Origin of the sequence: Streptomyces sp. NPDC059785 (genome assembly GCF_042732375.1) — a bacterium.
In the GTDB taxonomy this organism is placed as follows: Bacteria; Actinomycetota; Actinomycetes; order Streptomycetales; family Streptomycetaceae; genus Streptomyces.
In genome coordinates this window covers 35,649-60,276 of the sequence record NZ_JBHWHV010000040.1, presented here as the reverse complement: position 1 = coordinate 60,276, position 24,628 = coordinate 35,649, and the positions used below count along the sequence as shown (strand labels likewise).

The 24,628-nt window shown below is 68.2% G+C and carries 17 protein-coding genes, 1 tRNA gene and 2 pseudogenes; 17 read left to right on the top strand and 3 right to left on the bottom strand.

Going from position 1 to position 24,628, the window contains the following annotated elements:
* Positions 1-107 precede the first annotated feature (107 nt).
* Entirely contained in the window at positions 108-1,649 is a 1,542-nt protein-coding gene (locus ACFV6E_RS27360; protein ID WP_385465188.1) for an MFS transporter, read from the top strand.
* A 125-nt stretch (positions 1,650-1,774) separates the two neighbouring features.
* Positions 1,775-2,830 (top strand): UDP-N-acetylmuramate dehydrogenase, encoded by a 1,056-nt coding sequence (locus ACFV6E_RS27355; RefSeq protein ID WP_385465185.1) that lies wholly within the window; start codon positions 1,775-1,777, stop codon positions 2,828-2,830.
* Here ACFV6E_RS27355 and ACFV6E_RS27350 read toward each other — a convergent pair.
* Positions 2,827-3,331: pseudogene (locus ACFV6E_RS27350) on the bottom strand (NAD(P)-dependent oxidoreductase). The gene ACFV6E_RS27355 and the pseudogene ACFV6E_RS27350 sit on opposite strands and share 4 nt — an antisense overlap.
* A 5-nt stretch (positions 3,332-3,336) precedes the next feature.
* Between ACFV6E_RS27350 and ACFV6E_RS27345 the strand changes: the two are divergent.
* Positions 3,337-3,696 (top strand): annotated as a pseudogene (locus ACFV6E_RS27345) (TetR/AcrR family transcriptional regulator); the annotation flags it as partial.
* 3 nt (positions 3,697-3,699) lie between these two features.
* Here ACFV6E_RS27345 and ACFV6E_RS27340 read toward each other — a convergent pair.
* Together ACFV6E_RS27340 and ACFV6E_RS27335 are read right to left on the bottom strand one after the other, a co-directional pair.
* On the bottom strand, positions 3,700-4,746 hold the full coding sequence (locus ACFV6E_RS27340) for an adenosine deaminase (RefSeq protein ID WP_385465181.1): 1,047 nt from the start codon (positions 4,744-4,746) through the stop codon (positions 3,700-3,702).
* A gap of 171 nt (positions 4,747-4,917) precedes the next feature.
* Positions 4,918-6,144 (bottom strand): pyridoxal phosphate-dependent aminotransferase, encoded by a 1,227-nt coding sequence (locus tag ACFV6E_RS27335; RefSeq protein ID WP_385161300.1) that lies wholly within the window; start codon positions 6,142-6,144, stop codon positions 4,918-4,920.
* A gap of 212 nt (positions 6,145-6,356) precedes the next feature.
* On the opposite strand from ACFV6E_RS27335, the gene ACFV6E_RS27330 reads away from it, so the two are divergent.
* From ACFV6E_RS27330 to tuf, 14 genes are all read left to right on the top strand, one after another.
* Positions 6,357-6,429, top strand: a tRNA-Trp gene (locus ACFV6E_RS27330).
* A 107-nt stretch (positions 6,430-6,536) separates the two neighbouring features.
* Positions 6,537-6,824 (top strand): preprotein translocase subunit SecE, encoded by a 288-nt coding sequence (gene secE, locus ACFV6E_RS27325; RefSeq protein ID WP_385161302.1) that lies wholly within the window; start codon positions 6,537-6,539, stop codon positions 6,822-6,824.
* A gap of 75 nt (positions 6,825-6,899) precedes the next feature.
* Positions 6,900-7,763, top strand: a complete 864-nt coding sequence (nusG, locus tag ACFV6E_RS27320) for a transcription termination/antitermination protein NusG (protein WP_385465178.1) — start codon at positions 6,900-6,902, stop codon at positions 7,761-7,763.
* 182 nt (positions 7,764-7,945) lie between these two features.
* Positions 7,946-8,380, top strand: a complete 435-nt coding sequence (gene rplK / locus ACFV6E_RS27315) for a 50S ribosomal protein L11 (RefSeq protein WP_016645192.1) — start codon at positions 7,946-7,948, stop codon at positions 8,378-8,380.
* Positions 8,381-8,459: 79 nt separating this feature from the next.
* Entirely contained in the window at positions 8,460-9,185 is a 726-nt protein-coding gene (gene rplA, locus ACFV6E_RS27310; protein ID WP_385161306.1) for a 50S ribosomal protein L1, read from the top strand.
* Between the two features lie 245 nt (positions 9,186-9,430).
* Positions 9,431-10,282, top strand: coding sequence for a hypothetical protein (locus ACFV6E_RS27305; protein ID WP_385161308.1), 852 nt, complete (start codon positions 9,431-9,433; stop codon positions 10,280-10,282).
* A 399-nt stretch (positions 10,283-10,681) separates the two neighbouring features.
* Positions 10,682-11,212 (top strand): 50S ribosomal protein L10, encoded by a 531-nt coding sequence (gene rplJ, locus ACFV6E_RS27300; RefSeq protein WP_385161310.1) that lies wholly within the window; start codon positions 10,682-10,684, stop codon positions 11,210-11,212.
* 126 nt (positions 11,213-11,338) lie between these two features.
* Entirely contained in the window at positions 11,339-11,722 is a 384-nt protein-coding gene (rplL, locus tag ACFV6E_RS27295) for a 50S ribosomal protein L7/L12 (protein WP_385161312.1), read from the top strand.
* A gap of 587 nt (positions 11,723-12,309) precedes the next feature.
* Positions 12,310-15,795, top strand: coding sequence for a DNA-directed RNA polymerase subunit beta (gene rpoB, locus ACFV6E_RS27290; RefSeq protein ID WP_385161314.1), 3,486 nt, complete (start codon positions 12,310-12,312; stop codon positions 15,793-15,795).
* Between the two features lie 110 nt (positions 15,796-15,905).
* Complete coding sequence (locus ACFV6E_RS27285; RefSeq protein ID WP_385161316.1) at positions 15,906-19,820, top strand: DNA-directed RNA polymerase subunit beta'; 3,915 nt, start codon at positions 15,906-15,908, stop codon at positions 19,818-19,820.
* A 372-nt stretch (positions 19,821-20,192) separates the two neighbouring features.
* Complete coding sequence (gene rpsL, locus ACFV6E_RS27280) at positions 20,193-20,564, top strand: 30S ribosomal protein S12 (protein WP_003948652.1); 372 nt, start codon at positions 20,193-20,195, stop codon at positions 20,562-20,564.
* 2 nt (positions 20,565-20,566) lie between these two features.
* Positions 20,567-21,037: a 30S ribosomal protein S7 gene (rpsG, locus tag ACFV6E_RS27275; protein WP_003992340.1), complete on the top strand. Its 471-nt coding sequence runs from the start codon at positions 20,567-20,569 to the stop codon at positions 21,035-21,037.
* A 39-nt stretch (positions 21,038-21,076) separates the two neighbouring features.
* Positions 21,077-23,203: an elongation factor G gene (gene fusA, locus ACFV6E_RS27270; RefSeq protein WP_385161318.1), complete on the top strand. Its 2,127-nt coding sequence runs from the start codon at positions 21,077-21,079 to the stop codon at positions 23,201-23,203.
* A gap of 145 nt (positions 23,204-23,348) precedes the next feature.
* Entirely contained in the window at positions 23,349-24,542 is a 1,194-nt protein-coding gene (gene tuf, locus ACFV6E_RS27265) for an elongation factor Tu (RefSeq protein WP_385161320.1), read from the top strand.
* Positions 24,543-24,628: the final 86 nt, after the last annotated feature.

Here is a 24,628-nt window from a genome sequence, read left to right as displayed (position 1 = left end):
GGAACGGGCGCAAGCTCGGAGCACTCTCTGGCCTCCGTATGTCCGGAAGAGTTAGTCATCAATAACTAACCATTGATGAGCGAGCCGTAACCCACTCTGGGGGAGAGATGTCACAGCAGACAGCACATCGCGGGGGCGTCGTCTGGGCCCTCGTCATCACCGGCGCCGCCGGCTTCATGGCGGCCCTCGACAACCTGGTCGTCACCACCGCCCTGCCCTCCATCCGCAAGGACCTCGGCGGGGCGCTGGACGACCTCGAATGGACCGTGAGCGCGTACACGCTCACCTTCGCCGTGCTGCTGATGTTCGGCGCGGCCCTCGGCGACCGGTTCGGCCGCCGCCGGCTCTTCCTCGTCGGGCTCACCGTCTTCACCGGCTCCTCCGCGGCTGCGGCCCTGGCGCCCGGCATCGACTCGCTGATCGCCGCCCGAGCCGTCCAGGGCGTCGGCGCCGCGATCATGATGCCGCTCACCCTGACCCTGCTGACGGCCGCGGTCCCGGCCGCGAAACGGGGCATGGCGTACGGGATCTGGGGCGCCGTGAACGGACTCGCCGTCGCGTCCGGGCCGCTCATCGGGGGTAGCCTCACCGAACACGTGTCCTGGCACTGGATCTTCTGGCTGAACGTCCCGCTCGGCCTGGCCCTGCTGCCGCTGGCCCGGCTGCGCCTCGCCGAGTCGTACGGCAACGGCGCCCCGCTGGACCTGCCCGGCACCCTGCTCGCCAGCGGCGGCCTCTTCGGCATCGTGTACGGACTGGTCCGCGGCCCCGCCGACGGCTGGACCAGCGCGTTCGTACTGCTGGGACTGTTCGCGGGCACCGCGCTGCTGGCCGGATTCGTGTTCCACGGCGCGCGTGCCAAGGCCCCCATGCTGCCGATGCGGCTCTTCCGCTCCCGGGCCTTCTCGGGCATCAACGCCGCGAGCCTGCTGATGTTCCTCGGCATGTTCGGCTCGATCTTCCTGCTCAGCCAGTACATGCAGGGCGTCCTCGGCTACTCGCCCACCGAGGCGGGGCTGCGGATGCTGCCCTGGACCGGGATGCCGATGCTCGTCGCCCCGGTCGCCGGTTACCTCTCCGACCGCGTCGGCGGCCGCCCGGTCGTCGCCGCCGGTCTGTTCCTCCAGGCCACCGGTCTGGCCTGGCTCGCCGCAGTCGTCACGACCGACGTGTCGTACGCCGGGCAGCTGCCGGGCCTGATCGTCAGCGGGACAGGGATGTCCCTGTACTTCGCCCCGGCATCCGCCCTGGTCATGTCCAGCGTCCGCCCGGCCGAGCAGGGCATCGCCTCAGGCGCCAACAACGCGCTGCGCGAGGTCGGCGGCGCGCTCGGCATCGCGGTGATGTCCTCGATCTTCTCCGCCCGGGGCGGCTACGAGACGGCGGCGAGCTTCGTGGACGGGCTGCGGCCCGCGCTGTGGACGGGCGCCTCGGTGGTCGCCGTGGCGGGGCTCGCCGCCCTGGCCATCCCGGCGGCGCGACGCGCGGCCCGGACGGAGCCTGCCGCGTCCGGCGGGACGGGCACCCCGGTCGCGGACTCCGACGGCGGCCCGGCCGCGATCGGAACCGAAAGCCCTGCCGACCGTCCGGCAGGCACTCCCACAGGCGCCCCGGCCGACGGCCCGGCCTTGGAGACCGCGTCCCGCTGACGCCCGCCCCCACACCCCCGCACGGGCACGAACACGAGCACAGGCACGACAGACCCGCGCCCCCGGTACCTCCCCGTACCGGGGGCGAAGCCGTCGGCCCGCCGCTCTCTCGTACTCTTGAGCCCGTGCAGGAACTCCACGACGCTCCGCTCGCCCCGCTGACCACCTTCCGGCTCGGCGGCCCCGCCGACCGGCTGATCACCGCGACGACCGACGCGGAGGTGATCGCCGCGGTCCGCGAGGCCGACGACGCCGGTACGCCGCTGCTGATCATCGGTGGCGGGTCGAACCTGGTCATCGGCGACAAGGGGTTCGCGGGGACCGCCCTGCGCATCGCCACGACGGGCTTCGAGCTCGCCGGTACGACGCTGGAGCTGGCGGCCGGAGAGGTCTGGACCGACGCCGTCGCCCGCACCGTCGAGGCCGGTCTCGCCGGTATCGAGTGCCTCGCCGGCATCCCCGGCTCGGCGGGTGCCACCCCCATCCAGAACGTGGGCGCGTACGGTCAGGAAGTGTCGTCCGTCATCACCGAGGTGATCGCGTACGACCGCGAGGCGGGCGAGACGGTCACGCTGTCCAACGCCGACTGCGTCTTCTCGTACCGGCACAGCCGTTTCAAGGCGCACCCCGAGCGCTATGTGGTGCTGCGCGTCCGCTTCGGGCTGGAGGACGCGGCCGGTCTGTCGGGGCCCGTCAAATACGCCGAGACGGCCCGCGCGCTGGGCGTCGAGCCCGGCGACCGCGTCCCCCTCGCCGCCGCCCGCGAGACGGTGCTGAAGCTGCGTTCGGGGAAAGGCATGGTGCTCGACCCCGAGGACCACGACACCTGGTCGGCGGGGTCCTTCTTCACCAACCCGATCCTCACGGACGAGCAGTTCGCCGCCTTCCACGCGCGCGTGAAGGAACGGCTCGGCGCCGACGTCCTGCCGCCCGCGTACCCGGCGGGCGACAGCCACACCAAGACCTCCGCCGCCTGGCTGATCGACAAGGCCGGCTTCACCAAGGGCTACGGCAGCGGGCCGGCGCGGATCTCCACCAAGCACACACTGGCCCTCACCAACCGGGGCGCGGCCACCACGGAGGACCTGCTCGACCTGGCCCGCGAGGTCGTCGCCGGCGTCCACGACGCCTTCGGAATCACCCTCATCAACGAGCCGGTCACCATCGGAGCGAAGCTCTAGTACGCGACCCCGACGCCCTGCTTGACCGTCGCCGGGTCGTCGGTCACCGCCGGCATCGCGTGCGCCACGTCGGCGCGCCCGATGAACCGGCGGTCGGATCGGCGTAGACGCCTTTCAGAATGGCCGACACCAGGCCGCGCACCGTGCGGTCCAGCGGCCCGTCGTCCTCCGGCGCAGGGCCCACGGGAGCCGCGCTCACCTCGACCAGCCGCCGCGTCCCCGCCGCCTCCATCGCGGCGAGCACCGTACGGGTCAGCCGGGCCGCTGCACCCGTGCCGCGTCCGCCCGGTTGCGCGCGCCGAGCCCGGAGAGGACCACCTCCCGGCCCGCGACCGCGGCACGCAGAGCCTCCGGGTCCGTGAGGTCGGTCCGTACCACCTCGAGGCCGTCGCCGGTGACCGGTAGCCGCGCAGGGTCCCGTGAGACGGCCGTGACCCGGTGGCCCGACGCGAGTGCCTGCCGGACGATCTCCTGGCCGATGCCGGGCCATGCAGCACACACCCGCCACGGAGATCGCCCGCCGGGCGGCCCTCTTCCACGAACAGAGCTTCCCGATCGCCGCCTCCCTGTACGCGGAGACGCAGCTCAAGCGCCGCCACGACGAGGCGACGCGGGCCATGGGCGCGGGCCCGCACATCCCCATCGAGGGCGTCGCCGCGTATCTGCGCGCGGAGCAGCGGGCCGGACGGATCCATCCGTTCGCCGACACCTTCGCGGCCGCGTCGCTGCTCCTGGGCGCCTGCGCCCAGCGGGCCTTCGCCTACGACTCCACCGCGGAGGGCACGCCGCCCCCCGTGGACACCTTCGCCCCGGCCGTCGCCCGCACGCTCCTGCGCGGCCTCTCGACGGCCGAGGGGCCCTACTAACCCCTACTGGGAGTCGTGCTCACCGGGCACCGGGGCGGTGAGCCAGTCGTCGACGCCGGCCAGCAGCTTCGCCCGGACGTCCTCGGGGGCGGCCGAACCGCGTACGGACTGCCGGGCCAGCTCGGCCAGCTCGGCGTCCGAGAACCCGTGGTGGCGGCGGGCGATGTCGTACTGGGCGGCCAGCCGGGAACCGAAGAGCAGGGGGTCGTCCGCGCCGAGCGCCATCGGCACGCCGGCCTCGAAGAGCGTGCGCAGGGGGACGTCCTCCGGCTTCTCGTAGACCCCAAGGGCGACGTTCGAGGCCGGGCAGACCTCGCAGGTCACCTGGCGGTCCGCGAGCCGCTTCAGCAGCCGCGGGTCCTCGGCGGCCCGTACGCCGTGCCCGATGCGGGAGGCGTGCAGGTCGTCCAGGCAGTCGCGGACCGAGGCGGGCCCGGTCAGCTCGCCCCCGTGCGGCGCCGCGAGCAGCCCGCCGTCCCGCGCGATCGCGAAGGCGCGGTCGAAATCCCGCGCCATCCCGCGCCGTTCGTCGTTGGAGAGGCCGAATCCGACGATGCCCCGGTCCGCGTACCGCACCGCGAGCCGGGCCAGCGTGCGGGCGTCCAGGGGGTGCTTCATCCGGTTCGCGGCCACCAGGACCCGCATCCCGAGCCCGGTCTCCCGCACGGCCGAGTCCACCGCGTCGAGGATGATCTCCAGCGCAGGGATGAGCCCGCCAAGGCGCGGCGCGTACGACGTCGGGTCGACCTGGATCTCCAGCCACCCGGAGCCGTCCCTGATGTCCTCCTCGGCGGCCTCGCGCACCAGTCGCTGGATGTCCTCGGGCTCTCTGAGGCACGACCGCGCCGCGTCGTACAGCCGCTGGAAACGGAACCAGCCCCGCTCGTCGGTGGCGCGCAGCTTCGGCGGCTCCCCGCCGGTCAGCGCGTCCGGCAGCCGGACGCCGTACTTGTCGGCCAGCTCCAGCAGGGTCGAGGGCCGCATCGACCCCGTGAAGTGCAGATGCAGATGGGCCTTGGGCAGCTCAGAGACATCACGTACACGCTCCATCCCAGGATCTTGCCGTACGCCCCTGTGGCCCCGGTAGCGCTTTCCCTGATCGGGAGCTTGCCCGAACGAAGAAACGAGCCACACGGGAAACGGGAAGCGGGCCGCCTCCCGGGGAGGCGGCCCGCACGCGCGCGTGGAGCGCGGGAAACTCCGTACGGAGCGGGAGGAACGTCAGTCGCGGGCTTCCGCCAGCAGCTTCTGGATCCGCGAGACACCCTCGACCAGGTCCTCGTCACCCAGGGCGTACGACAGGCGCAGGTAGCCCGGCGTGCCGAACGCCTCGCCCGGGACGACCGCGACCTCGGCCTCCTCCAGGATCAGCGCGGCCAGCTCGACCGTGTCCTGCGGGCGCTTGCCGCGGATCTCCTTGCCGAGCAGCGCCTTCACCGACGGGTACGCGTAGAAGGCGCCCTCCGGCTCGGGGCAGACCACGCCGTCGATCTCGTTCAGCATCCGCACGATCGTCTTGCGGCGGCGGTCGAAGGCCTCGCGCATCTTCGCGACGGCGTCCAGGTCGCCCGACACGGCGGCGAGCGCGGCGACCTGGGCCACGTTGGACACGTTGGACGTGGCGTGCGACTGGAGGTTGGTCGCGGCCTTGACGACGTCCTTGGGGCCGATGATCCAGCCCACCCGCCAGCCGGTCATGGCGTACGTCTTGGCCACGCCGTTGACGACGATGCACTTGTCGCGCAGCTCGGGCAGCAGGGCCGGCAGCGACACGGAGACGGCGTCCCCGTAGACCAGGTGCTCGTAGATCTCGTCGGTGAGGACCCACAGGCCGTGCTCGACGGCCCAGCGGCCGATGGCCTCGGTCTCGGCCTCCGTGTAGACGGCGCCCGTCGGGTTGGAGGGCGAGACGAAGAGGACCACCTTGGTCTTCTCCGTGCGGGCCGCCTCGAGCTGCTCGACCGAGACCCGGTAACCGGTGGTCTCGTCCGCGACGACCTCCACCGGGACACCGCCGGCCAGCCGGATCGACTCCGGGTACGTCGTCCAGTACGGAGCCGGGACGATCACCTCGTCGCCCGGGTCGAGGATCGCGGCGAACGCCTCGTAGATGGCCTGCTTGCCGCCGTTGGTGACGAGGATCTGCGAGACGTCGGGCTCGTAGCCGGAGTCGCGCAGGGTCTTCGCGGCGATCGCGGCCTTCAGCTCGGGCAGCCCGCCGGCCGGCGTGTACCGGTGGTACTTCGGGTTCTTGCACGCCTCGACGGCGGCTTCGACGATGTAGTCCGGCGTCGGGAAGTCGGGCTCACCGGCGCCGAAGCCGATCACCGGGCGCCCGGCGGCCTTGAGGGCCTTGGCCTTGGCGTCCACGGCGAGGGTGGCGGACTCGGAGATCGCGCCGACTCGGGCGGAGACCCGGCGCTCGGTGGGAGGGGTTGCAGCGCTCATGGGGCCCATCGTTCCAGACCGGAAATGCGCCCGGCACACCGGTTTCACAGACTGAACACCCGTGTGCGCACGGCGCCGTGAACCGTGCGGACGCTTTCTGTTCGACGCCCGGCCGCGGACCACGTACACTCTCACCTCGTTGGCCTTCACCGGCCGCGTTCTACCGGTGCACACCGAGCACCCGGGCGGATGCGGTACGTTGGGGGAAACAAAGGGTCGTAGCTCAATTGGTAGAGCACTGGTCTCCAAAACCAGCGGTTGGGGGTTCAAGTCCCTCCGGCCCTGCTACACACTCCTTCGCCAGGATGTGTGCGCATGTACGTACTGCATTGCACCGCCGTGCGGCTCAACCGGGCGCGGCACGGCCACGACCCGGAATCAGGTGAGGACGAGTGACGGACGCCGTGGGCTCCATCGACATGCCTGATGCCCAGGATGAGGCGCCGGAGTCCAAGAAGAAGACCCGCAAGGGCGGCAAGCGTGCCAAGAAGGGCCCGCTCAAGCGCCTCGCGCTCTTCTACCGCCAGATCATCGCGGAGCTCCGCAAGGTCGTCTGGCCGACTCGCAACCAGCTGACGACTTACACGACCGTGGTGATCGTCTTCGTCATCATCATGATCGGCCTGGTCACCGTGATTGACTATGGACTCGACCACGCCGCCAAGTACGTCTTCGGCTGAGCCAAGAGCGAAGGGCGCCGTCACCGGCGCCCCTTTCGCGTGTTCCACCCATGTATCCAGGAAGAAGCAGCCACCGTGTCTGACCCGAACCTGAACGACGCCATCGAGCCTCGCGGTGAAGGGGCCGAGTCCGCCGAGGCCGAGCGCGACATCGCCGCGGCGGCGGACGTCGAGAGCGCGGAGGGCACGGACCTGGCCGAGGCCGACGACGCCGAGGCGGCCGAGGCCGACGACGAGTCGGACGCGGACGTCGAGTCCGCCGACGAGGACGTCACCGAGGAGGCCGAGGAGGAGACCGAGCCGGCCGAGCCGGTCGAGCCGGTCGACCCCGTCGCCGCCCTCCGCGAGGAACTGCGCACGCTCCCCGGCGAGTGGTACGTCATCCACACGTACGCCGGTTACGAGAACCGCGTGAAGACCAACCTCGAGCAGCGCGCCGTCTCGCTGAACGTCGAGGACTTCATCTTCCAGGCCGAGGTGCCGCAGGAAGAGGTCGCGCAGATCAAGAACGGCGAGCGCAAGACCATCCGGCAGAACAAGCTCCCCGGCTACGTGCTGGTGCGCATGGACCTGACGAACGAGTCCTGGGGCGTCGTCCGCAACACGCCGGGTGTCACCGGCTTCGTCGGCAACGCCTACGACCCGTATCCGCTGACGCTGGACGAGATCGTCAAGATGCTCGCCCCGGAGGCCGAGGAGAAGGCCGCCCGCGAGGCCGCCGAGGCCGAGGGCAAGCCGGCTCCGGCCCGCAAGGTCGAGGTCCAGGTGCTGGACTTCGAGGTCGGCGACTCGGTCACCGTCACCGACGGCCCGTTCGCGACGCTCCAGGCGACCATCAACGAGATCAACGCCGACTCGAAGAAGGTCAAGGGCCTCGTCGAGATCTTCGGCCGCGAGACCCCGGTCGAGCTGAGCTTCGACCAGATCCAGAAGAACTAGTCCCCTTCGGGACGGTCTTCCGGACACACCGCTTCCGACCAGGTCAGACGGGCTGTCACAGCCCGTCTGACCTGCTCGGTTTTTGGCCGCGCATGGATACCCGTTATCGTTGTGCGGTATGCCTCCATCCGGATGATCCGGATGAGTGGGCTGAAAACTCTCACTAGGACCCGGAGAGAGCAATGCCTCCCAAGAAGAAGAAGGTCACGGGGCTCATCAAGCTCCAGATCCAGGCCGGTGCCGCCAACCCGGCTCCGCCGGTCGGCCCCGCGCTGGGCCAGCACGGCGTCAACATCATGGAGTTCTGCAAGGCCTACAACGCCGCGACCGAGTCGCAGCGCGGTTGGGTCATCCCGGTGGAGATCACGGTCTACGAGGACCGGTCCTTCACCTTCATCACCAAGACCCCGCCGGCCGCGAAGATGATCCTCAAGGCCGCTGGTGTCGAGAAGGGCTCCGGCGAGCCGCACAAGACCAAGGTCGCCAAGATCACCGAGGCGCAGGTCCGCGAGATCGCCACCACCAAGATGCCCGACCTCAACGCCAATGACCTGGACGCCGCGTCCAAGATCATCGCCGGTACCGCCCGTTCCATGGGCATCACGGTCGAGGGCTGACCCCCACCTTCGCAGGACGAAACCGTGGCAGGGCCTGCTCGGCCCGTACCACGACTCCTCAGAACACACAGGAGCAGTAGTGAGCAAGCGCAGCAAGTCTCTCCGCGCTGCGGACGCCAAGATCGACCGGGAGAAGCAGTACGCCCCGCTCGAGGCGATCCGTCTCGCCAAGGAGACCTCCACGACCAAGTTCGACGGCACCGTCGAGGTCGCCTTCCGCCTGGGTGTCGACCCGCGCAAGGCCGACCAGATGGTCCGTGGCACCGTGAACCTCCCGCACGGCACCGGTAAGACCGCCCGGGTCCTGGTCTTCGCGACCGGTGACCGTGCCGAGGCCGCGACCGCCGCGGGCGCCGACATCGTCGGCTCCGACGAGCTGATCGACGAGGTGGCGAAGGGCCGTCTGGACTTTGACGCCGTCGTCGCCACCCCGGACCTCATGGGCAAGGTCGGCCGCCTCGGCCGCGTGCTCGGTCCCCGTGGTCTCATGCCGAACCCCAAGACCGGCACCGTGACCCCGGACGTCGCCAAGGCTGTCACCGACATCAAGGGCGGCAAGATCGAGTTCCGCGTCGACAAGCACTCGAACCTGCACTTCATCATCGGCAAGACGTCCTTCGAGGACGCCCAGCTGGTGGAGAACTACGGCGCCGCGCTCGACGAGATCCTCCGTCTGAAGCCGTCCGCCGCCAAGGGCCGCTACATCAAGAAGGCCGCCATCAGCACCACGATGGGCCCCGGCGTCCCGGTCGACTCCAACCGCACCCGCAACCTTCTCGTCGAGGAGGACCCGGCCGCCGTCTGAGCCCTCGGCTCACCCCGGTAGCTGCGTCGCGTACGCGTGTCCGTGGACGGGCCCCGCACCCTTTCGAGGGTGCGGGGCCCGTTCCCTTTTCCCCGCGCTGCTTCCGCGCTTCTTCGCGCGCCGCGCGACTGTGCGTGACCGCGCGTACCGGAGGCGCGGAATCCTGATCGGGGCCCGGCTGTCGTACCGCTGCGCTAGCGTGCAGATCACAGTCGTCACACAGGGGTGGGGAAGGGCGGGGGCCCATGATCGGCAGTGTGCTGCGGCGTGCGGGTGTGTCGCTGGCGGTGTCCGGCGCGCTGGTATGCGGCCCGGTCGGCTGCGGTCCCTCGGACACCTCCGCGGACAAGCCCGGGCAGGCGGAGACCCCGGCCGCCACCCGGATCTCCCGGGAGCTGAGCGCGGTCCGGGAGAAGACCGACGCGGCCGGTTCCGCGCGGGTCGACTGCGCCATGGCCGTGGGCGAGACGGTCGCCACCCGCTCCACGGGCGCCCTCGACTGGACCGGCGGCCTCTCCGGCACCCTGACCATCACCTACACCGGCGGAAGCTGGGCCGAGACCATGCGGGAGCTGGGCAACGCCTCCACCCCGGCCCGCTTCGTCTCCGACGCCTACTACGCCAGGATGAGCGACAAGTTCGCCGCCGCCTCCGGGCACGGCCGGCACTGGATCAAGTACGACTACGGCGCCACGGTGAACTTCAGCCCGGCCCAGTCGGTGGAGCTCCTGCTGGCCGCCCCCGACGCCCGCGAGGTGGGCCCGGCGAAGGTCCGCGGCGTCCGTACGACGCACTACTCGGGCACGGTGGACGCCGCCGCGCTGGGCGCCCCGCGGCCCGGGCTCACCGGCGCCGAGGTGGCCGAGCTGAGGAAGTGGCTGACGCAGGCGGGCGTCAGCAAGGAGCGGGTCGACATATGGGTCGACGCCCGGGGCCGGCTGGTGAAGCGCTCCGAGCGCGCCGAGACCTCCGGCGGGATGTCGGTGACCACCGCCCACTACTCGGACTACGGCACGCGGGTGCGCATTCCCGAGGCGCCGCCCGCAGCGGACACGGTCGACTTCGCGGCGGTCGCGAGCGCGGGCCCGTCGGAGTGAGGGAGGCGGGTGCGCCTTTCCGGAACGGTGTCATGAGGGTGGGCGCGGGTGCGGGGAGGGCGGGTGTGCCTTCCAGGAGCGGGTGCCCGGAGGACGGGTACGCCTCCGGGAGCGGGGTGGCCGGGGTGGCTTCCGGGCGGATTTGCTCGACGGCGATCCGGTCACGTACTCTTCCGGAGAAGCCAAAGACCGCTGGTCGTTGCTGTGTGCTCGTAGGAGGGCGCAGTGGCCGAAGGATCCGCTGTAACGCGGACGACCCGCGCAGGTGACTGTGGATGAACTCCCGATGATCCGCTCAGGATCCCCGGTCGAGTCACGCCCCGTGCGCCTGCGCCGGGGCGTTTCGTTTTCCCCAGCCCCTTCCGAGCGGTCCTCATCACCCGGAAGGAGGCCACGCTTATGGCAAGGCCCGACAAGGCTGCCGCGGTAGCCGAGCTCACGGACCAGTTCCGCAGCTCGAACGCCGCTGTGCTGACCGAGTACCGGGGTCTCACCGTCGCGCAGCTCAAGACGCTGCGCCGTTCGCTCGGTGAAGACGCCCAGTACGCCGTGGTGAAGAACACGCTGACCAAGATTGCGGCCAACGAGGCCGGGATCTCCGCGCTCGACGACCTGTTCAACGGTCCGACGGCGGTCGCCTTCATCTCCGGTGACCCGGTGGTGTCGGCGAAGGGTCTTCGTGACTTCGCCAAGGACAACCCGAACCTCGTCATCAAGGGCGGTGTCCTTGACGGCAAGGCGCTGTCCGCCGACGAGATCAAGAAGCTTGCGGACCTCGAGTCCCGCGAGGTTCTGCTCGCCAAGCTGGCGGGCGCCTTCAAGGGCAAGCAGACTCAGGCTGCTCAGGTCTTCCAGGCGCTCCCCTCGAAGCTCGTCCGCACCGTGGACGCGCTCCGTGCCAAGCAGGACGAGCAGGGCGGTGCCGAGTAACTCGGCTCCCGAAATGACCGCCGCCTGAAGGCTCAGGCCGCCAGGCAGTGGTCGTCGCGGGCCGAACGTACGCCCGCCAGACATGTACATCCGGCACCAGCCGAATTAGTGGAAGGATCGCCCATCATGGCGAAGCTGTCTCAGGAAGACCTGCTCGCGCAGTTCGAGGACATGACCCTCATCGAGCTCTCCGAGTTCGTGAAGGCGTTCGAGGAGAAGTTCGACGTCACCGCCGCCGCGGCCGTCGCCGTCGCCGGTCCGGCCGGTCCGGCCGCCGCTGCCGACGCCCCGGAGGAGAAGGACGAGTTCGACGTCATCCTCACCGGTGCCGGCGACAAGAAGATCCAGGTCATCAAGGTCGTGCGTGAGCTGACCTCCCTGGGTCTGAAGGAGGCCAAGGACCTCGTGGACGGCGCCCCGAAGCCCGTCCTCGAGAAGGTCGCCAAGGACGCCGCCGAGAAGGCCGCCGAGTCCCTCAAGGGCGCCGGCGCCTCCGTCGAGGTCAAGTGACCCCACGGGTCCCTCAGGACCCCCGCGAGCGGGCGCTCTCGTAGCGCTGTAACGCTGTCGCACCGAGGAGCGATCACCCAGTTGGGTGGTCGCTCCTCGGCGTTTCAGGGGGACCGGCAGCGGCTGCCTTGCACTGTCGGGGGCGGCGAGTATGGTGATCTTCGTCGTGCCTCCGACGGGCCCTGGTGACAGGCTGCAAGTGACGATGGCAGTACCTGGTTCGGGCTTGGGGGGCCTTGACGAACTGCACGGAGCGCGCAATTCTCAGGACGCGTCGTCACAACGATCCGGATCCGAGGCATGGATCGACGACGAAGAGGGCAGTATCGATGTGCATTGAGGGCGTGGCTTGCCGCAGGTGTTGAGAACAACGAGGGTCTCAAAAAACCCGCACTGGACATCAGTGGGCCAAGTGGCTACACTGACCCTTTGCGCTGCCTGTTAGCTGCCTCCTGCCCGTCACCAGGGGCATGCCCTCGCTTGAGCACCGATGACCGGACCATCCCTGACCTGGGATTTCCATCTCTGTGCGCCGGCAAGGGACCGGTACGCGCGTAGTGAGTCCGAGCCCTCGGAAGGACCCCCTCTTGGCCGCCTCGCGCACTGCCTCGACCGCGAATACGAACAACGGCGCCAGCACCGCCCCGCTGCGCATCTCCTTTGCAAAGATCAAGGAGCCCCTCGAGGTTCCGAACCTTCTTGCGCTGCAGACCGAGAGCTTCGACTGGCTGCTCGGCAACGACGCGTGGAAGGCTCGTGTCGAGGCGGCTCTGGACAACGGACAGGACGTCCCCACCAAGTCCGGTCTGGAGGAGATCTTCGAGGAGATCTCCCCGATCGAGGACTTCTCCGGGTCGATGTCGCTGACCTTCCGCGACCACCGCTTCGAGCCGCCGAAGAACTCCATCGACGAGTGCAAGGAGCGCGACTTCACGTACGCGGCCCCGCTCTTCGTCACCGCCGAGTTCACCAACAACGAGACCGGCGAGATCAAGTCCCAGACGGTCTTCATGGGCGACTTCCCGCTCATGACCAACAAGGGCACCTTCGTCATCAACGGCACCGAGCGTGTCGTCGTGTCGCAGCTCGTCCGCTCGCCCGGTGTCTACTTCGACTCCTCCATCGACAAGACGTCCGACAAGGACATCTTCTCCGCCAAGGTCATCCCCTCGCGTGGTGCCTGGCTGGAGATGGAGATCGACAAGCGCGACATGGTCGGTGTGCGCATCGACCGCAAGCGCAAGCAGTCCGTGACCGTCCTGCTCAAGGCGCTCGGCTGGACGACCGAGCAGATCCTCGAGGAGTTCGGCGAGTACGAGTCCATGCGCGCCACCCTGGAGAAGGACCACACCCAGGGCCAGGACGACGCGCTGCTCGACATCTACCGCAAGCTGCGTCCGGGCGAGCCCCCCACGCGTGAGGCCGCGCAGACGCTGCTCGAGAACCTGTACTTCAACCCCAAGCGCTACGACCTCGCGAAGGTCGGCCGCTACAAGGTGAACAAGAAGCTGGGCGGCGACGCCCCGCTCGACGCCGGCGTCCTGACCGTCGAGGACATCATCTCGACGATCAAGTACCTGGTGAAGCTGCACGCCGGTGAGACCGAGACGGTCGGCGACAACGGCACCTCGATCGTCGTCGAGACCGACGACATCGACCACTTCGGCAACCGCCGTCTGCGCAACGTCGGCGAGCTCATCCAGAACCAGGTCCGTACGGGTCTGGCGCGGATGGAGCGCGTCGTGCGCGAGCGCATGACGACCCAGGACGTCGAGGCGATCACGCCGCAGACGCTGATCAACATCCGGCCGGTCGTCGCCTCCATCAAGGAGTTCTTCGGCACCAGCCAGCTGTCGCAGTTCATGGACCAGAACAACCCGCTGTCGGGTCTCACCCACAAGCGCCGTCTGTCGGCCCTCGGCCCGGGTGGTCTCTCCCGTGAGCGGGCCGGCTTCGAGGTCCGTGACGTGCACCCCTCGCACTACGGCCGCATGTGCCCGATCGAGACCCCCGAAGGCCCGAACATCGGTCTGATCGGCTCGCTCGCCTCCTACGGCCGGGTCAACGCGTTCGGCTTCGTCGAGACCCCGTACCGCAAGGTCGTCGAGGGCGTCGTCACCGACGAGGTCGACTACCTCACGGCCGACGAGGAGGACCGGTTCGTCATCGCGCAGGCCAACGCGCCGCTGACGGACGAGCTCCGCTTCGAGGAGGCCCGCGTCCTGGTCCGCCGCCGTGGCGGCGAGGTCGACTACGTCCCCGGTGACGACGTCGACTACATGGACGTCTCGCCGCGCCAGATGGTGTCGGTCGCGACCGCCATGATCCCGTTCCTCGAGCACGACGACGCCAACCGTGCCCTCATGGGCGCGAACATGATGCGCCAGGCCGTCCCGCTCATCAAGAGCGAGGCGCCGCTGGTCGGCACCGGCATGGAGTACCGCTGCGCGGTCGACGCCGGTGACGTCCTGAAGTCGGAGAAGGACGGTGTGGTCCAGGAGGTCTCCGCGGACTACATCACCACCGCCAACGACGACGGCACGTACACCACGTACCGCCTGGCCAAGTTCTCCCGCTCCAACCAGGGCACCTCGGTCAACCAGAAGGTCGTCGTGGACGAGGGCTCGCGGGTCATCGCGGGCCAGGTCCTGGCCGATGGTCCGGCGACCGAGTTCGGCGAGATGGCGCTCGGCAAGAACCTGCTCGTGGCGTTCATGCCGTGGGAGGGCCACAACTACGAGGACGCGATCATCCTGTCGCAGCGCCTCGTGCAGGACGACGTCCTCTCCTCGATCCACATCGAGGAGCACGAGGTCGACGCCCGTGACACCAAGCTCGGCCCCGAGGAGATCACCCGGGACATCCCGAACGTCTCCGAGGAGGTCCTCGCCGACCTCGACGAGCGCGGCATCATCCGCATCGGCGCCGAGGTCATCGCCGGCGACATCCTCGTCGGCAAGGTGACCCCGAAGGGCGAGACCGAGCTGACGCCGGAGGAGCGCCTGCTGCGCGCGATCTTCGGTGAGAAGGCCCGTGAGGTCCGTGACACCTCGCTGAAGGTGCCGCACGGCGAGACCGGCAAGGTCATCGGCGTCCGCGTCTTCGACCGCGAGGAGGGCGACGAGCTTCCCCCCGGTGTGAACCAGCTGGTGCGCGTGTACGTGGCGCAGAAGCGCAAGATCACCGACGGTGACAAGCTCGCCGGCCGGCACGGCAACAAGGGCGTCATCTCCAAGATCCTGCCGATCGAGGACATGCCGTTCCTGGAGGACGGCACCCCGGTCGACATCATCCTCAACCCGCTGGGTGTCCCGTCCCGAATGAACCCGGGACAGGTCCTGGAGATCCACCTCGGCTGGCTCGCCAGCCGCGGCTGGGACGTCTCCGGGCTCGGCGAGGAGTGGGCGCAGCGCCTCCAGGCCATCGGCGCCGACCAGGTCGACCCGGGTACCAACGTCGCCACCCCCGTTTTCGACGGTGCGCGTGAGGACGAGCTCGCGGGTCTGCTCCAGCACACGATCCCGAACCGCGACGGCGAGCGCATGGTGCAGCCGACCGGTAAGGCGAGGCTGTTCGACGGCCGCTCCGGCGAGCCGTTCCCGGACCCGATCTCCATCGGTTACATGTACATCCTCAAGCTCCACCACCTGGTCGACGACAAGCTGCACGCCCGGTCGACCGGTCCGTACTCCATGATCACCCAGCAGCCGCTGGGTGGTAAGGCCCAGTTCGGTGGCCAGCGCTTCGGTGAGATGGAGGTGTGGGCGCTGGAGGCGTACGGCGCCGCTTACGCCCTCCAGGAGCTGCTGACCATCAAGTCCGACGACGTCACCGGCCGCGTGAAGGTCTACGAGGCCATCGTCAAGGGCGAGAACATCCCCGAGCCCGGCATCCCCGAGTCCTTCAAGGTGCTCATCAAGGAGATGCAGTCTCTCTGCCTGAACGTGGAGGTGCTGTCCAGCGACGGTATGTCCATCGAGATGCGTGACACCGACGAGGACGTCTTCCGCGCGGCGGAGGAGCTCGGCATCGACCTGTCCCGGCGCGAGCCGAGCAGCGTCGAAGAGGTCTGACGGGAGTCCGGACCCGGAGGCTCAGCGGTCACCCCACTGAGCCTCCGGCCGGCCCCAGGACCCCCGTTTCAGACCCCAAGACTTACAACCCTGAGAGGGATTGACGCATAGTGCTCGACGTCAACTTCTTCGATGAGCTCCGGATCGGCCTGGCGACCGCTGACGACATCCGTCAGTGGAGCCACGGTGAGGTCAAGAAGCCCGAGACCATCAACTACCGCACCCTCAAGCCCGAGAAGGACGGACTCTTCTGCGAGAAGATCTTCGGTCCGACCCGGGACTGGGAGTGCTACTGCGGCAAGTACAAGCGTGTCCGCTTCAAGGGCATCATCTGCGAGCGCTGCGGCGTCGAGGTCACTCGCGCCAAGGTGCGCCGTGAGCGGATGGGCCACATCGAGCTGGCCGCTCCCGTCACCCACATCTGGTACTTCAAGGGCGTTCCGTCGCGTCTGGGCTACCTGCTCGACCTCGCCCCGAAGGACCTCGAGAAGGTCATCTACTTCGCCGCGTACATGATCACGTACGTGGACGAGGAGCGCCGTACGCGCGACCTGCCCTCGCTGGAGGCGCACGTCTCCGTCGAGCGCCAGCAGATCGAGAACCGCCGCGACGCCGACCTCGAGGCCCGCGCCAAGAAGCTCGAGACCGACCTGGCCGAGCTGGAGGCCGAGGGCGCCAAGGCCGACGTGCGCCGCAAGGTGCGCGAGGGTGCCGAGCGCGAGATGAAGCAGCTGCGCGACCGTGCGCAGCGCGAGATCGACCGGCTCGACGAGGTGTGGAACCGGTTCAAGAACCTCAAGGTCCAGGACCTGGAGGGCGACGAGCTGCTCTACCGCGAACTGCGTGACCGCTTCGGCACGTACTTCGACGGGTCGATGGGTGCCGCGGCGCTCCAGAAGCGCCTGGAGTCCTTCGACCTGGAGGAGGAGGCCGAGCGCCTCCGCGAGATCATCCGTACCGGCAAGGGCCAGAAGAAGACCCGTGCGCTCAAGCGCCTGAAGGTCGTCTCCGCGTTCCTGCAGACGTCCAACAGCCCCAAGGGCATGGTGCTCGACTGCGTGCCGGTCATCCCGCCGGACCTGCGTCCGATGGTGCAGCTGGACGGTGGCCGCTTCGCGACCTCCGACCTGAACGACCTGTACCGCCGTGTGATCAACCGCAACAACCGCCTGAAGCGGCTTCTCGACCTCGGCGCGCCCGAGATCATCGTGAACAACGAGAAGCGCATGCTCCAGGAGGCGGTCGACGCCCTCTTCGACAACGGCCGCCGCGGCCGCCCGGTGACGGGCCCCGGCAACCGTCCGCTGAAGTCCCTCAGCGACATGCTGAAGGGCAAGCAGGGTCGTTTCCGCCAGAACCTGCTCGGCAAGCGTGTGGACTACTCCGCGCGTTCCGTGATCGTCGTCGGTCCGCAGCTCAAGCTGCACCAGTGCGGTCTGCCCAAGGCCATGGCCCTGGAGCTCTTCAAGCCGTTCGTGATGAAGCGCCTGGTCGACCTGAACCACGCGCAGAACATCAAGAGCGCCAAGCGGATGGTCGAGCGTGGCCGCACGGTCGTGTACGACGTCCTGGAAGAGGTCATCGCGGAGCACCCGGTTCTGCTGAACCGTGCGCCCACGCTGCACCGCCTCGGCATCCAGGCCTTCGAGCCGCAGCTGGTCGAGGGCAAGGCCATCCAGATCCACCCGCTCGTCTGCACCGCGTTCAACGCGGACTTCGACGGTGACCAGATGGCCGTCCACCTGCCGCTCTCCGCGGAGGCGCAGGCCGAGGCCCGCATCCTGATGCTGTCCTCGAACAACATCCTCAAGCCCGCCGACGGCCGCCCGGTCACGATGCCGACCCAGGACATGGTCCTCGGTCTGTTCTTCCTGACCACCGACGGCGAGATGCGCAACGTCAAGGGCGAGGAGCGTTCCTTCGCGTCCGTCGCCGAGGCGATCATGGCGTTCGACGCGGGCGAGCTCTCGCTCCAGTCGCGCGTGGACATCCGCTTCCCGGTGGGCACCATCCCGCCGCGCGGCTGGACCCCGCCGGCGAGCGAGGACGGCGAGGAGACCGTCGGCGAGCGGGCGTGGCAGCAGGGTGACACCTTCCGCCTCCGTACGACCCTGGGCCGTGCGCTCTTCAACGAGCTGCTGCCCGAGGACTACCCGTTCGTCGACTACGAGGTCGGCAAGAAGCAGCTCTCCGAGATCGTCAACGACCTCGCCGAGCGCTACCCCAAGGTCATCGTGGCGGCGACGCTCGACAACCTGAAGGCGGCCGGCTTCTTCTGGGCGACCCGCTCCGGCGTCACCGTGGCCATCTCCGACGTCGTCGTTCCCGAGGCGAAGAAGGAGATCGTCAAGGGCTACGAGGCGCAGGACGAGAAGGTCCAGAAGCAGTACGAGCGCGGTCTGATCACCAAGGACGAGCGCACGCAGGAGCTCATCGCGATCTGGACCAAGGCGACCAACGAGGTCGCCGAGGCGATGAACGACAACTTCCCGAAGACGAACCCGATCTTCATGATGGTGAACTCGGGCGCGCGCGGAAACATGATGCAGATGCGTCAGATCGCCGGTATGCGTGGTCTGGTGTCGAACGCCAAGAACGAGACGATCCCGCGTCCCATCAAGGCGTCCTTCCGCGAGGGCCTGTCCGTCCTTGAGTACTTCATCTCCACGCACGGTGCCCGTAAGGGTCTGGCGGACACCGCCCTGCGTACCGCCGACTCGGGTTACCTCACCCGTCGTCTGGTCGACGTCTCGCAGGACGTCATCATCCGCGAGGAGGACTGCGGCACCGACCGCGGTCTGAAGCTGCGGATCGCCTCGAAGGACGCCGCCGGCGTGCTGCGCAAGGCGGAGGACGTCGAGACCAGCGTCTACGCCCGGATGCTCGCCGAGGACGTCGTCGTCGACGGCAAGGTGATCGCTTCGGCCAACGTGGACCTGGGCGACGTGCTCATCGACCAGCTGGTGCGCCACGGTGTCGAGGAGGTCAAGACCCGTTCGATCCTGACCTGCGAGTCCGCCGTCGGCACCTGTGCCTTCTGCTACGGCCGCTCGCTGGCCACCGGCAAGCTGGTCGACATCGGTGAGGCGGTCGGCATCATCGCCGCCCAGTCCATCGGTGAGCCCGGCACGCAGCTGACGATGCGTACCTTCCACACCGGTGGTGTGGCCGGTGACGACATCACCCAGGGTCTGCCCCGTGTCGTCGAGCTCTTCGAGGCCCGTACGCCGAAGGGTGTCGCCCCGATCTCCGAGGCCTCCGGCCGCGTACGGATCGAGGAGACCGAGAAGACCAAGAAGATCGTCGTCACCCCGGACGACGGCAGCGACGAGACGGCGTACCCGATCTCGAAGCGTGCCCGTCTGCTGGTCGGCGAGGGCGACCACGTCGAGGTGGGCCAGAAGCTCACCGTGGGTGCCACCAACCCGCACGACGTGCTGCGCATCCTCGGCCAGCGCGCGGTCCAGGTCCACCTGGTCGGCGAGGTCCAGAAGGTCTACAACTCGCAGGGTGTGTCGATCCACGACAAGCACATCGAGATCATCATCCGGCAGATGCTCCGCCGGGTGACGATCATCGAGTCGGGCGATGCGGAGCTGCTGCCCGGCGAGCTGGTCGAGCGCTCGAAGTTCGAGACCGAGAACCGTCGTGTGGTCCAGGAAGGCGGCCACCCGGCCTCCGGCCGTCCGCAGCTGATGGGTATCACCAAGGCCTCGCTGGCGACGGAATCCTGGCTGTCGGCCGCCTCCTTCCAGGAGACGACCCGAGTCCTGACGGACGCGGCGATCAACGCCAAGTCCGACAGCCTCATCGGCCTCAAGGAGAACGTCATCATCGGTAAGCTCATCCCGGCCGGTACGGGTCTGTCCCGCTACCGCAACATCCGGGTCGAGCCGACCGAGGAGGCCAAGGCCGCGATGTACTCGGCCGTCGGCTACGACGACATCGACTACTCCCCGTTCGGCACGGGCTCCGGCCAGGCCGTTCCGCTGGAGGACTACGACTACGGGCCTTACAACCAGTAAGGCGTCGGTCTGAGGTGTTGAGGGGCGCCCACTCCGTGGATCACGGGGTGGGCGCCTTTCGTATGAGATCGGCCACGTGCTTTTCCCGTGCTGGCCAGGCGGCGCAAGGCCGCAGGCCGACCGGCGTGTCCCCCGCGCGGGCATTTGTTTTGACCCAAGTCGATGAGGTAGGTACGCTCAGACCTTGTGCCTGGGGTGTGCCCTGGCCCCCGTGCGTGCCTTGAAACCGCAAGGGGAGCCGTGACCGGCCACCGTAATCTGCGCTCCTTTCGCCTTGCGGCGGGAGTCTGCGGGATTCGACACACCCGACCGCGTGGGTCGGCGACGTTTCAGGTTAGCTTCACCATTCGGCACACAGAAACCGGAGAAGTAGTGCCTACGATCCAGCAGCTGGTCCGTAAGGGCCGGCAGGACAAGGTCGAGAAGAACAAGACGCCCGCACTCGAGGGTTCGCCCCAGCGTCGTGGCGTCTGCACGCGTGTGTTCACGACCACCCCGAAGAAGCCGAACTCGGCCCTGCGTAAGGTCGCGCGTGTGCGTCTGACCAGCGGGATCGAGGTCACCGCTTACATCCCGGGTGAGGGACACAACCTGCAGGAGCACTCCATCGTGCTCGTGCGCGGCGGCCGTGTGAAGGACCTGCCGGGTGTTCGCTACAAGATCATCCGCGGTTCCCTCGACACCCAGGGTGTCAAGAACCGCAAGCAGGCCCGCAGCCGCTACGGCGCCAAGAAGGAGAAGTAAGAATGCCTCGTAAGGGCCCCGCCCCGAAGCGCCCGGTCATCATCGACCCGGTCTACGGTTCTCCTCTGGTGACCTCCCTCATCAACAAGGTGCTGCTGAACGGCAAGCGCTCCACCGCCGAGCGCATCGTGTACGGCGCCATGGAGGGTCTGCGTGAGAAGACGGGCAACGACCCGATCATCACGCTGAAGCGCGCGCTGGAGAACATCAAGCCGACCCTCGAGGTCAAGTCCCGCCGTGTCGGTGGCGCCACCTACCAGGTGCCGATCGAGGTCAAGCCCGGTCGTGCCAACACCCTCGCGCTGCGCTGGCTCGTCGGTTACTCCCGCGCCCGTCGCGAGAAGACCATGACCGAGCGCCTCCTCAACGAGCTCCTCGACGCCTCCAACGGCCTCGGTGCCGCTGTGAAGAAGCGTGAGGACACCCACAAGATGGCCGAGTCCAACAAGGCCTTCGCGCACTACCGCTGGTAGTCGCAGACCCCATCGAGACCGAGAGAAGACTGAAGCCTTATGGCTACCACTTCACTTGACCTGGCCAAGGTCCGCAACATCGGGATCATGGCCCACATCGACGCGGGCAAGACGACCACCACCGAGCGGATCCTCTTCTACACCGGCGTCAGCTACAAGATCGGTGAAGTCCACGACGGCGCTGCCACCATGGACTGGATGGAGCAGGAGCAGGAGCGTGGCATCACGATCACCTCTGCTGCCACCACCTGTCACTGGCCGCTCGAGGACAACGACTACACGATCAACATCATCGACACCCCCGGGCACGTCGACTTCACGGTCGAGGTGGAGCGTTCGCTCCGCGTGCTCGACGGTGCCGTCACGGTGTTCGACGGTGTCGCCGGTGTCGAGCCGCAGTCCGAGACGGTGTGGCGTCAGGCCGACCGTTACGGTGTGCCGCGCATCTGCTTCGTGAACAAGCTGGACCGTACCGGCGCCGAGTTCCACCGCTGCGTGGACATGATCTCGGACCGCCTGGGCGCCCAGCCGCTCGTCATGCAGCTTCCGATCGGTGCCGAGGCCGACTTCAAGGGCGTCGTGGACCTGGTCCGCATGAAGGCGCTCGTGTGGTCCGCCGAGGCGGCGAAGGGCGAGATGTACGACGTCGTCGACATCCCGGCCACGCACACCGAGGCCGCCGAGGAGTGGCGCGGCAAGCTGGTCGAGGCCGTCGCGGAGAACGACGAAGAGATCATGGAGCTGTACCTGGAGGGCCAGGAGCCCACCGAGGAGCAGCTGTACGCCGCGATCCGTCGTATCACCATCGCGTCCGGCAAGTCCGAGGACACCACGGTCACCCCCGTGTTCTGCGGTACCGCGTTCAAGAACAAGGGCGTCCAGCCCCTGCTCGACGCGGTCGTGCGCTACCTGCCGACCCCGCTCGACGTCGAGGCCATCGAGGGCCATGACGTCAAGGACCCCGAGGTCGTCGTCAAGCGCAAGCCGTCGGACGACGAGCCGCTGTCCGCGCTCGCCTTCAAGATCATGAGCGACCCGCACCTGGGCAAGCTCACCTTCGTCCGGGTCTACTCGGGCCGCCTGGAGTCCGGCACCGCGGTGCTGAACTCCGTCAAGGGCAAGAAGGAGCGCATCGGCAAGATCTACCGCATGCACGCGAACAAGCGTGAGGAGATCGAGTCGGTGGGCGCCGGCGACATCATCGCCGTGATGGGCCTCAAGCAGACCACCACCGGTGAGACGCTGAGCGACGACAAGAGCCCGGTCATCCTGGAGTCCATGGACTTCCCGGCGCCGGTCATCCAGGTCGCCATCGAGCCCAAGTCCAAGGGTGACCAGGAGAAGCTGGGTGTCGCCATCCAGCGTCTCGCGGAGGAGGACCCCTCCTTCCAGGTTCACTCGGACGAGGAGACCGGCCAGACCATCATCGGTGGTATGGGCGAGCTGCACCTCGAGGTGCTGGTCGACCGTATGCGCCGTGAGTTCAAGGTCGAGGCCAACGTCGGCAAGCCGCAGGTCGCGTACCGCGAGACGATCCGCAAGGCCGTCGAGCGCGTGGACTACACCCACAAGAAGCAGACCGGTGGTACCGGTCAGTTCGCCAAGGTGCAGATCGCGATCGAGCCCATCGAGGGCGGCGACGCGTCGTACGAGTTCGTGAACAAGGTCACCGGCGGCCGCATCCCGAAGGAGTACATCCCTTCGGTCGACGCCGGTGCGCAGGAGGCCATGCAGTTCGGCATCCTGGCCGGGTACGAGATGACGGGCGTCCGCGTCACGCTCATCGACGGTGCCTACCACGAGGTCGATTCCTCCGAGCTCGCCTTCAAGATCGCCGGTTCGCAGGCCTTCAAGGAGGCCGCGCGCAAGGCCAGCCCCGTGCTGCTCGAGCCGATGATGGCCGTCGAGGTCACCACGCCCGAGGACTACATGGGTGAGGTCATCGGCGACATCAACTCCCGCCGTGGCCAGATCCAGGCCATGGAGGAGCGGGCCGGTGCCCGCGTCGTGAAGGGCCTCGTGCCCCTCTCGGAGATGTTCGGCTACGTCGGAGACCTCCGCAGCAAGACCTCGGGTCGCGCAAGCTACTCGATGCAGTTCGACTCCTACGCCGAGGTTCCGCGGAACGTCGCCGAGGAGATCATCGCGAAGGCCAAGGGCGAGTAACGCACCGCGTTCCACGCTTTAGGCTTGACACCGACCGCCGGGGTTCGATCCCCACCAGGAGAGACCCCGGCGGCCGGCACCCCAGCAAAGATCACCCTGGCGCCGATGAGTAAGGCGTACAGAACCACTCCACAGGAGGACCCCAGTGGCGAAGGCGAAGTTCGAGCGGACTAAGCCGCACGTCAACATCGGCACCATCGGTCACATCGACCACGGTAAGACGACCCTCACGGCCGCCATTACCAAGGTGCTGCACGACGCGTACCCGGACCTGAACGAGGCCTCGGCCTTCGACCAGATCGACAAGGCTCCTGAGGAGCGCCAGCGCGGTATCACCATCTCCATCGCGCACGTCGAGTACCAGACGGAGACGCGTCACTACGCCCACGTCGACTGCCCCGGTCACGCGGACTACATCAAGAACATGATCACGGGTGCGGCGCAGATGGACGGCGCCATCCTCGTGGTCGCCGCCACCGACGGCCCGATGCCGCAGACCAAGGAGCACGTGCTCCTGGCCCGCCAGGTCGGCGTTCCGTACATCGTCGTCGCCCTGAACAAGGCCGACATGGTGGACGACGAGGAGATCCTGGAGCTCGTCGAGCTCGAGGTCCGTGAGCTCCTCTCCGAGTACGAGTTCCCGGGCGACGACCTGCCGGTCGTCAAGGTCTCGGCGCTCAAGGCGCTCGAGGGCGACAAGGAGTGGGGCCAGTCGGTCCTGGACCTGATGTCCGCCGTCGACACCGCCATCCCGGAGCCGGCCCGCGACGTCGACAAGCCGTTCCTCATGCCGATCGAGGACGTCTTCACGATCACCGGTCGCGGTACGGTCGTCACCGGCCGTATCGAGCGTGGTGTCCTCAAGGTCAACGAGACCGTGGACATCATCGGTATCAAGCAGGAGAAGACCACCACCACGGTCACCGGCATCGAGATGTTCCGCAAGCTGCTCGACGAGGGCCAGGCCGGTGAGAACGTCGGTCTGCTCCTCCGCGGCATCAAGCGCGAGGACGTCGAGCGCGGCCAGGTCATCATCAAGCCCGGTTCGGTCACCCCGCACACCGAGTTCGAGGCCCAGGCCTACATCCTGTCCAAGGACGAGGGTGGCCGCCACACGCCGTTCTTCAACAACTACCGTCCGCAGTTCTACTTCCGTACGACTGACGTGACCGGTGTTGTGACCCTCCCCGAGGGCACGGAGATGGTCATGCCGGGCGACAACACTGAGATGAAGGTCGAGCTCATCCAGCCCGTCGCCATGGAAGAGGGCCTGAAGTTCGCCATCCGTGAGGGTGGCCGGACGGTGGGCGCCGGCCAGGTCACCAAGATCAACAAGTAAGCTCCGCTTGCCTGTTGGGCTTGATGCCTGGTAGCTCCGCAGCGATGCGGTGAGCTCCTGAGGAGGCCCGTACGACTTCGGTCGTG

What these genes read in the sequence shown, in the direction of transcription:
- ACFV6E_RS27360 (WP_385465188.1), top strand. Translation starts at nt 108, where the DNA reads ATGTCACAGCAGACAGCACATCGCGGGGGCGTCGTCTGGGCCCTCGTC.
- ACFV6E_RS27340 (WP_385465181.1), bottom strand. Translation starts at nt 4,746, where the DNA reads ATGGAGCGTGTACGTGATGTCTCTGAGCTGCCCAAGGCCCATCTGCAT.
- ACFV6E_RS27335 (WP_385161300.1), bottom strand. Translation starts at nt 6,144, where the DNA reads ATGAGCGCTGCAACCCCTCCCACCGAGCGCCGGGTCTCCGCCCGAGTC.
- rplK (WP_016645192.1), top strand. Translation starts at nt 7,946, where the DNA reads ATGCCTCCCAAGAAGAAGAAGGTCACGGGGCTCATCAAGCTCCAGATC.
- ACFV6E_RS27305 (WP_385161308.1), top strand. Translation starts at nt 9,431, where the DNA reads ATGATCGGCAGTGTGCTGCGGCGTGCGGGTGTGTCGCTGGCGGTGTCC.
- rplJ (WP_385161310.1), top strand. Translation starts at nt 10,682, where the DNA reads ATGGCAAGGCCCGACAAGGCTGCCGCGGTAGCCGAGCTCACGGACCAG.
- rplL (WP_385161312.1), top strand. Translation starts at nt 11,339, where the DNA reads ATGGCGAAGCTGTCTCAGGAAGACCTGCTCGCGCAGTTCGAGGACATG.
- rpsG (WP_003992340.1), top strand. Translation starts at nt 20,567, where the DNA reads ATGCCTCGTAAGGGCCCCGCCCCGAAGCGCCCGGTCATCATCGACCCG.
- fusA (WP_385161318.1), top strand. Translation starts at nt 21,077, where the DNA reads ATGGCTACCACTTCACTTGACCTGGCCAAGGTCCGCAACATCGGGATC.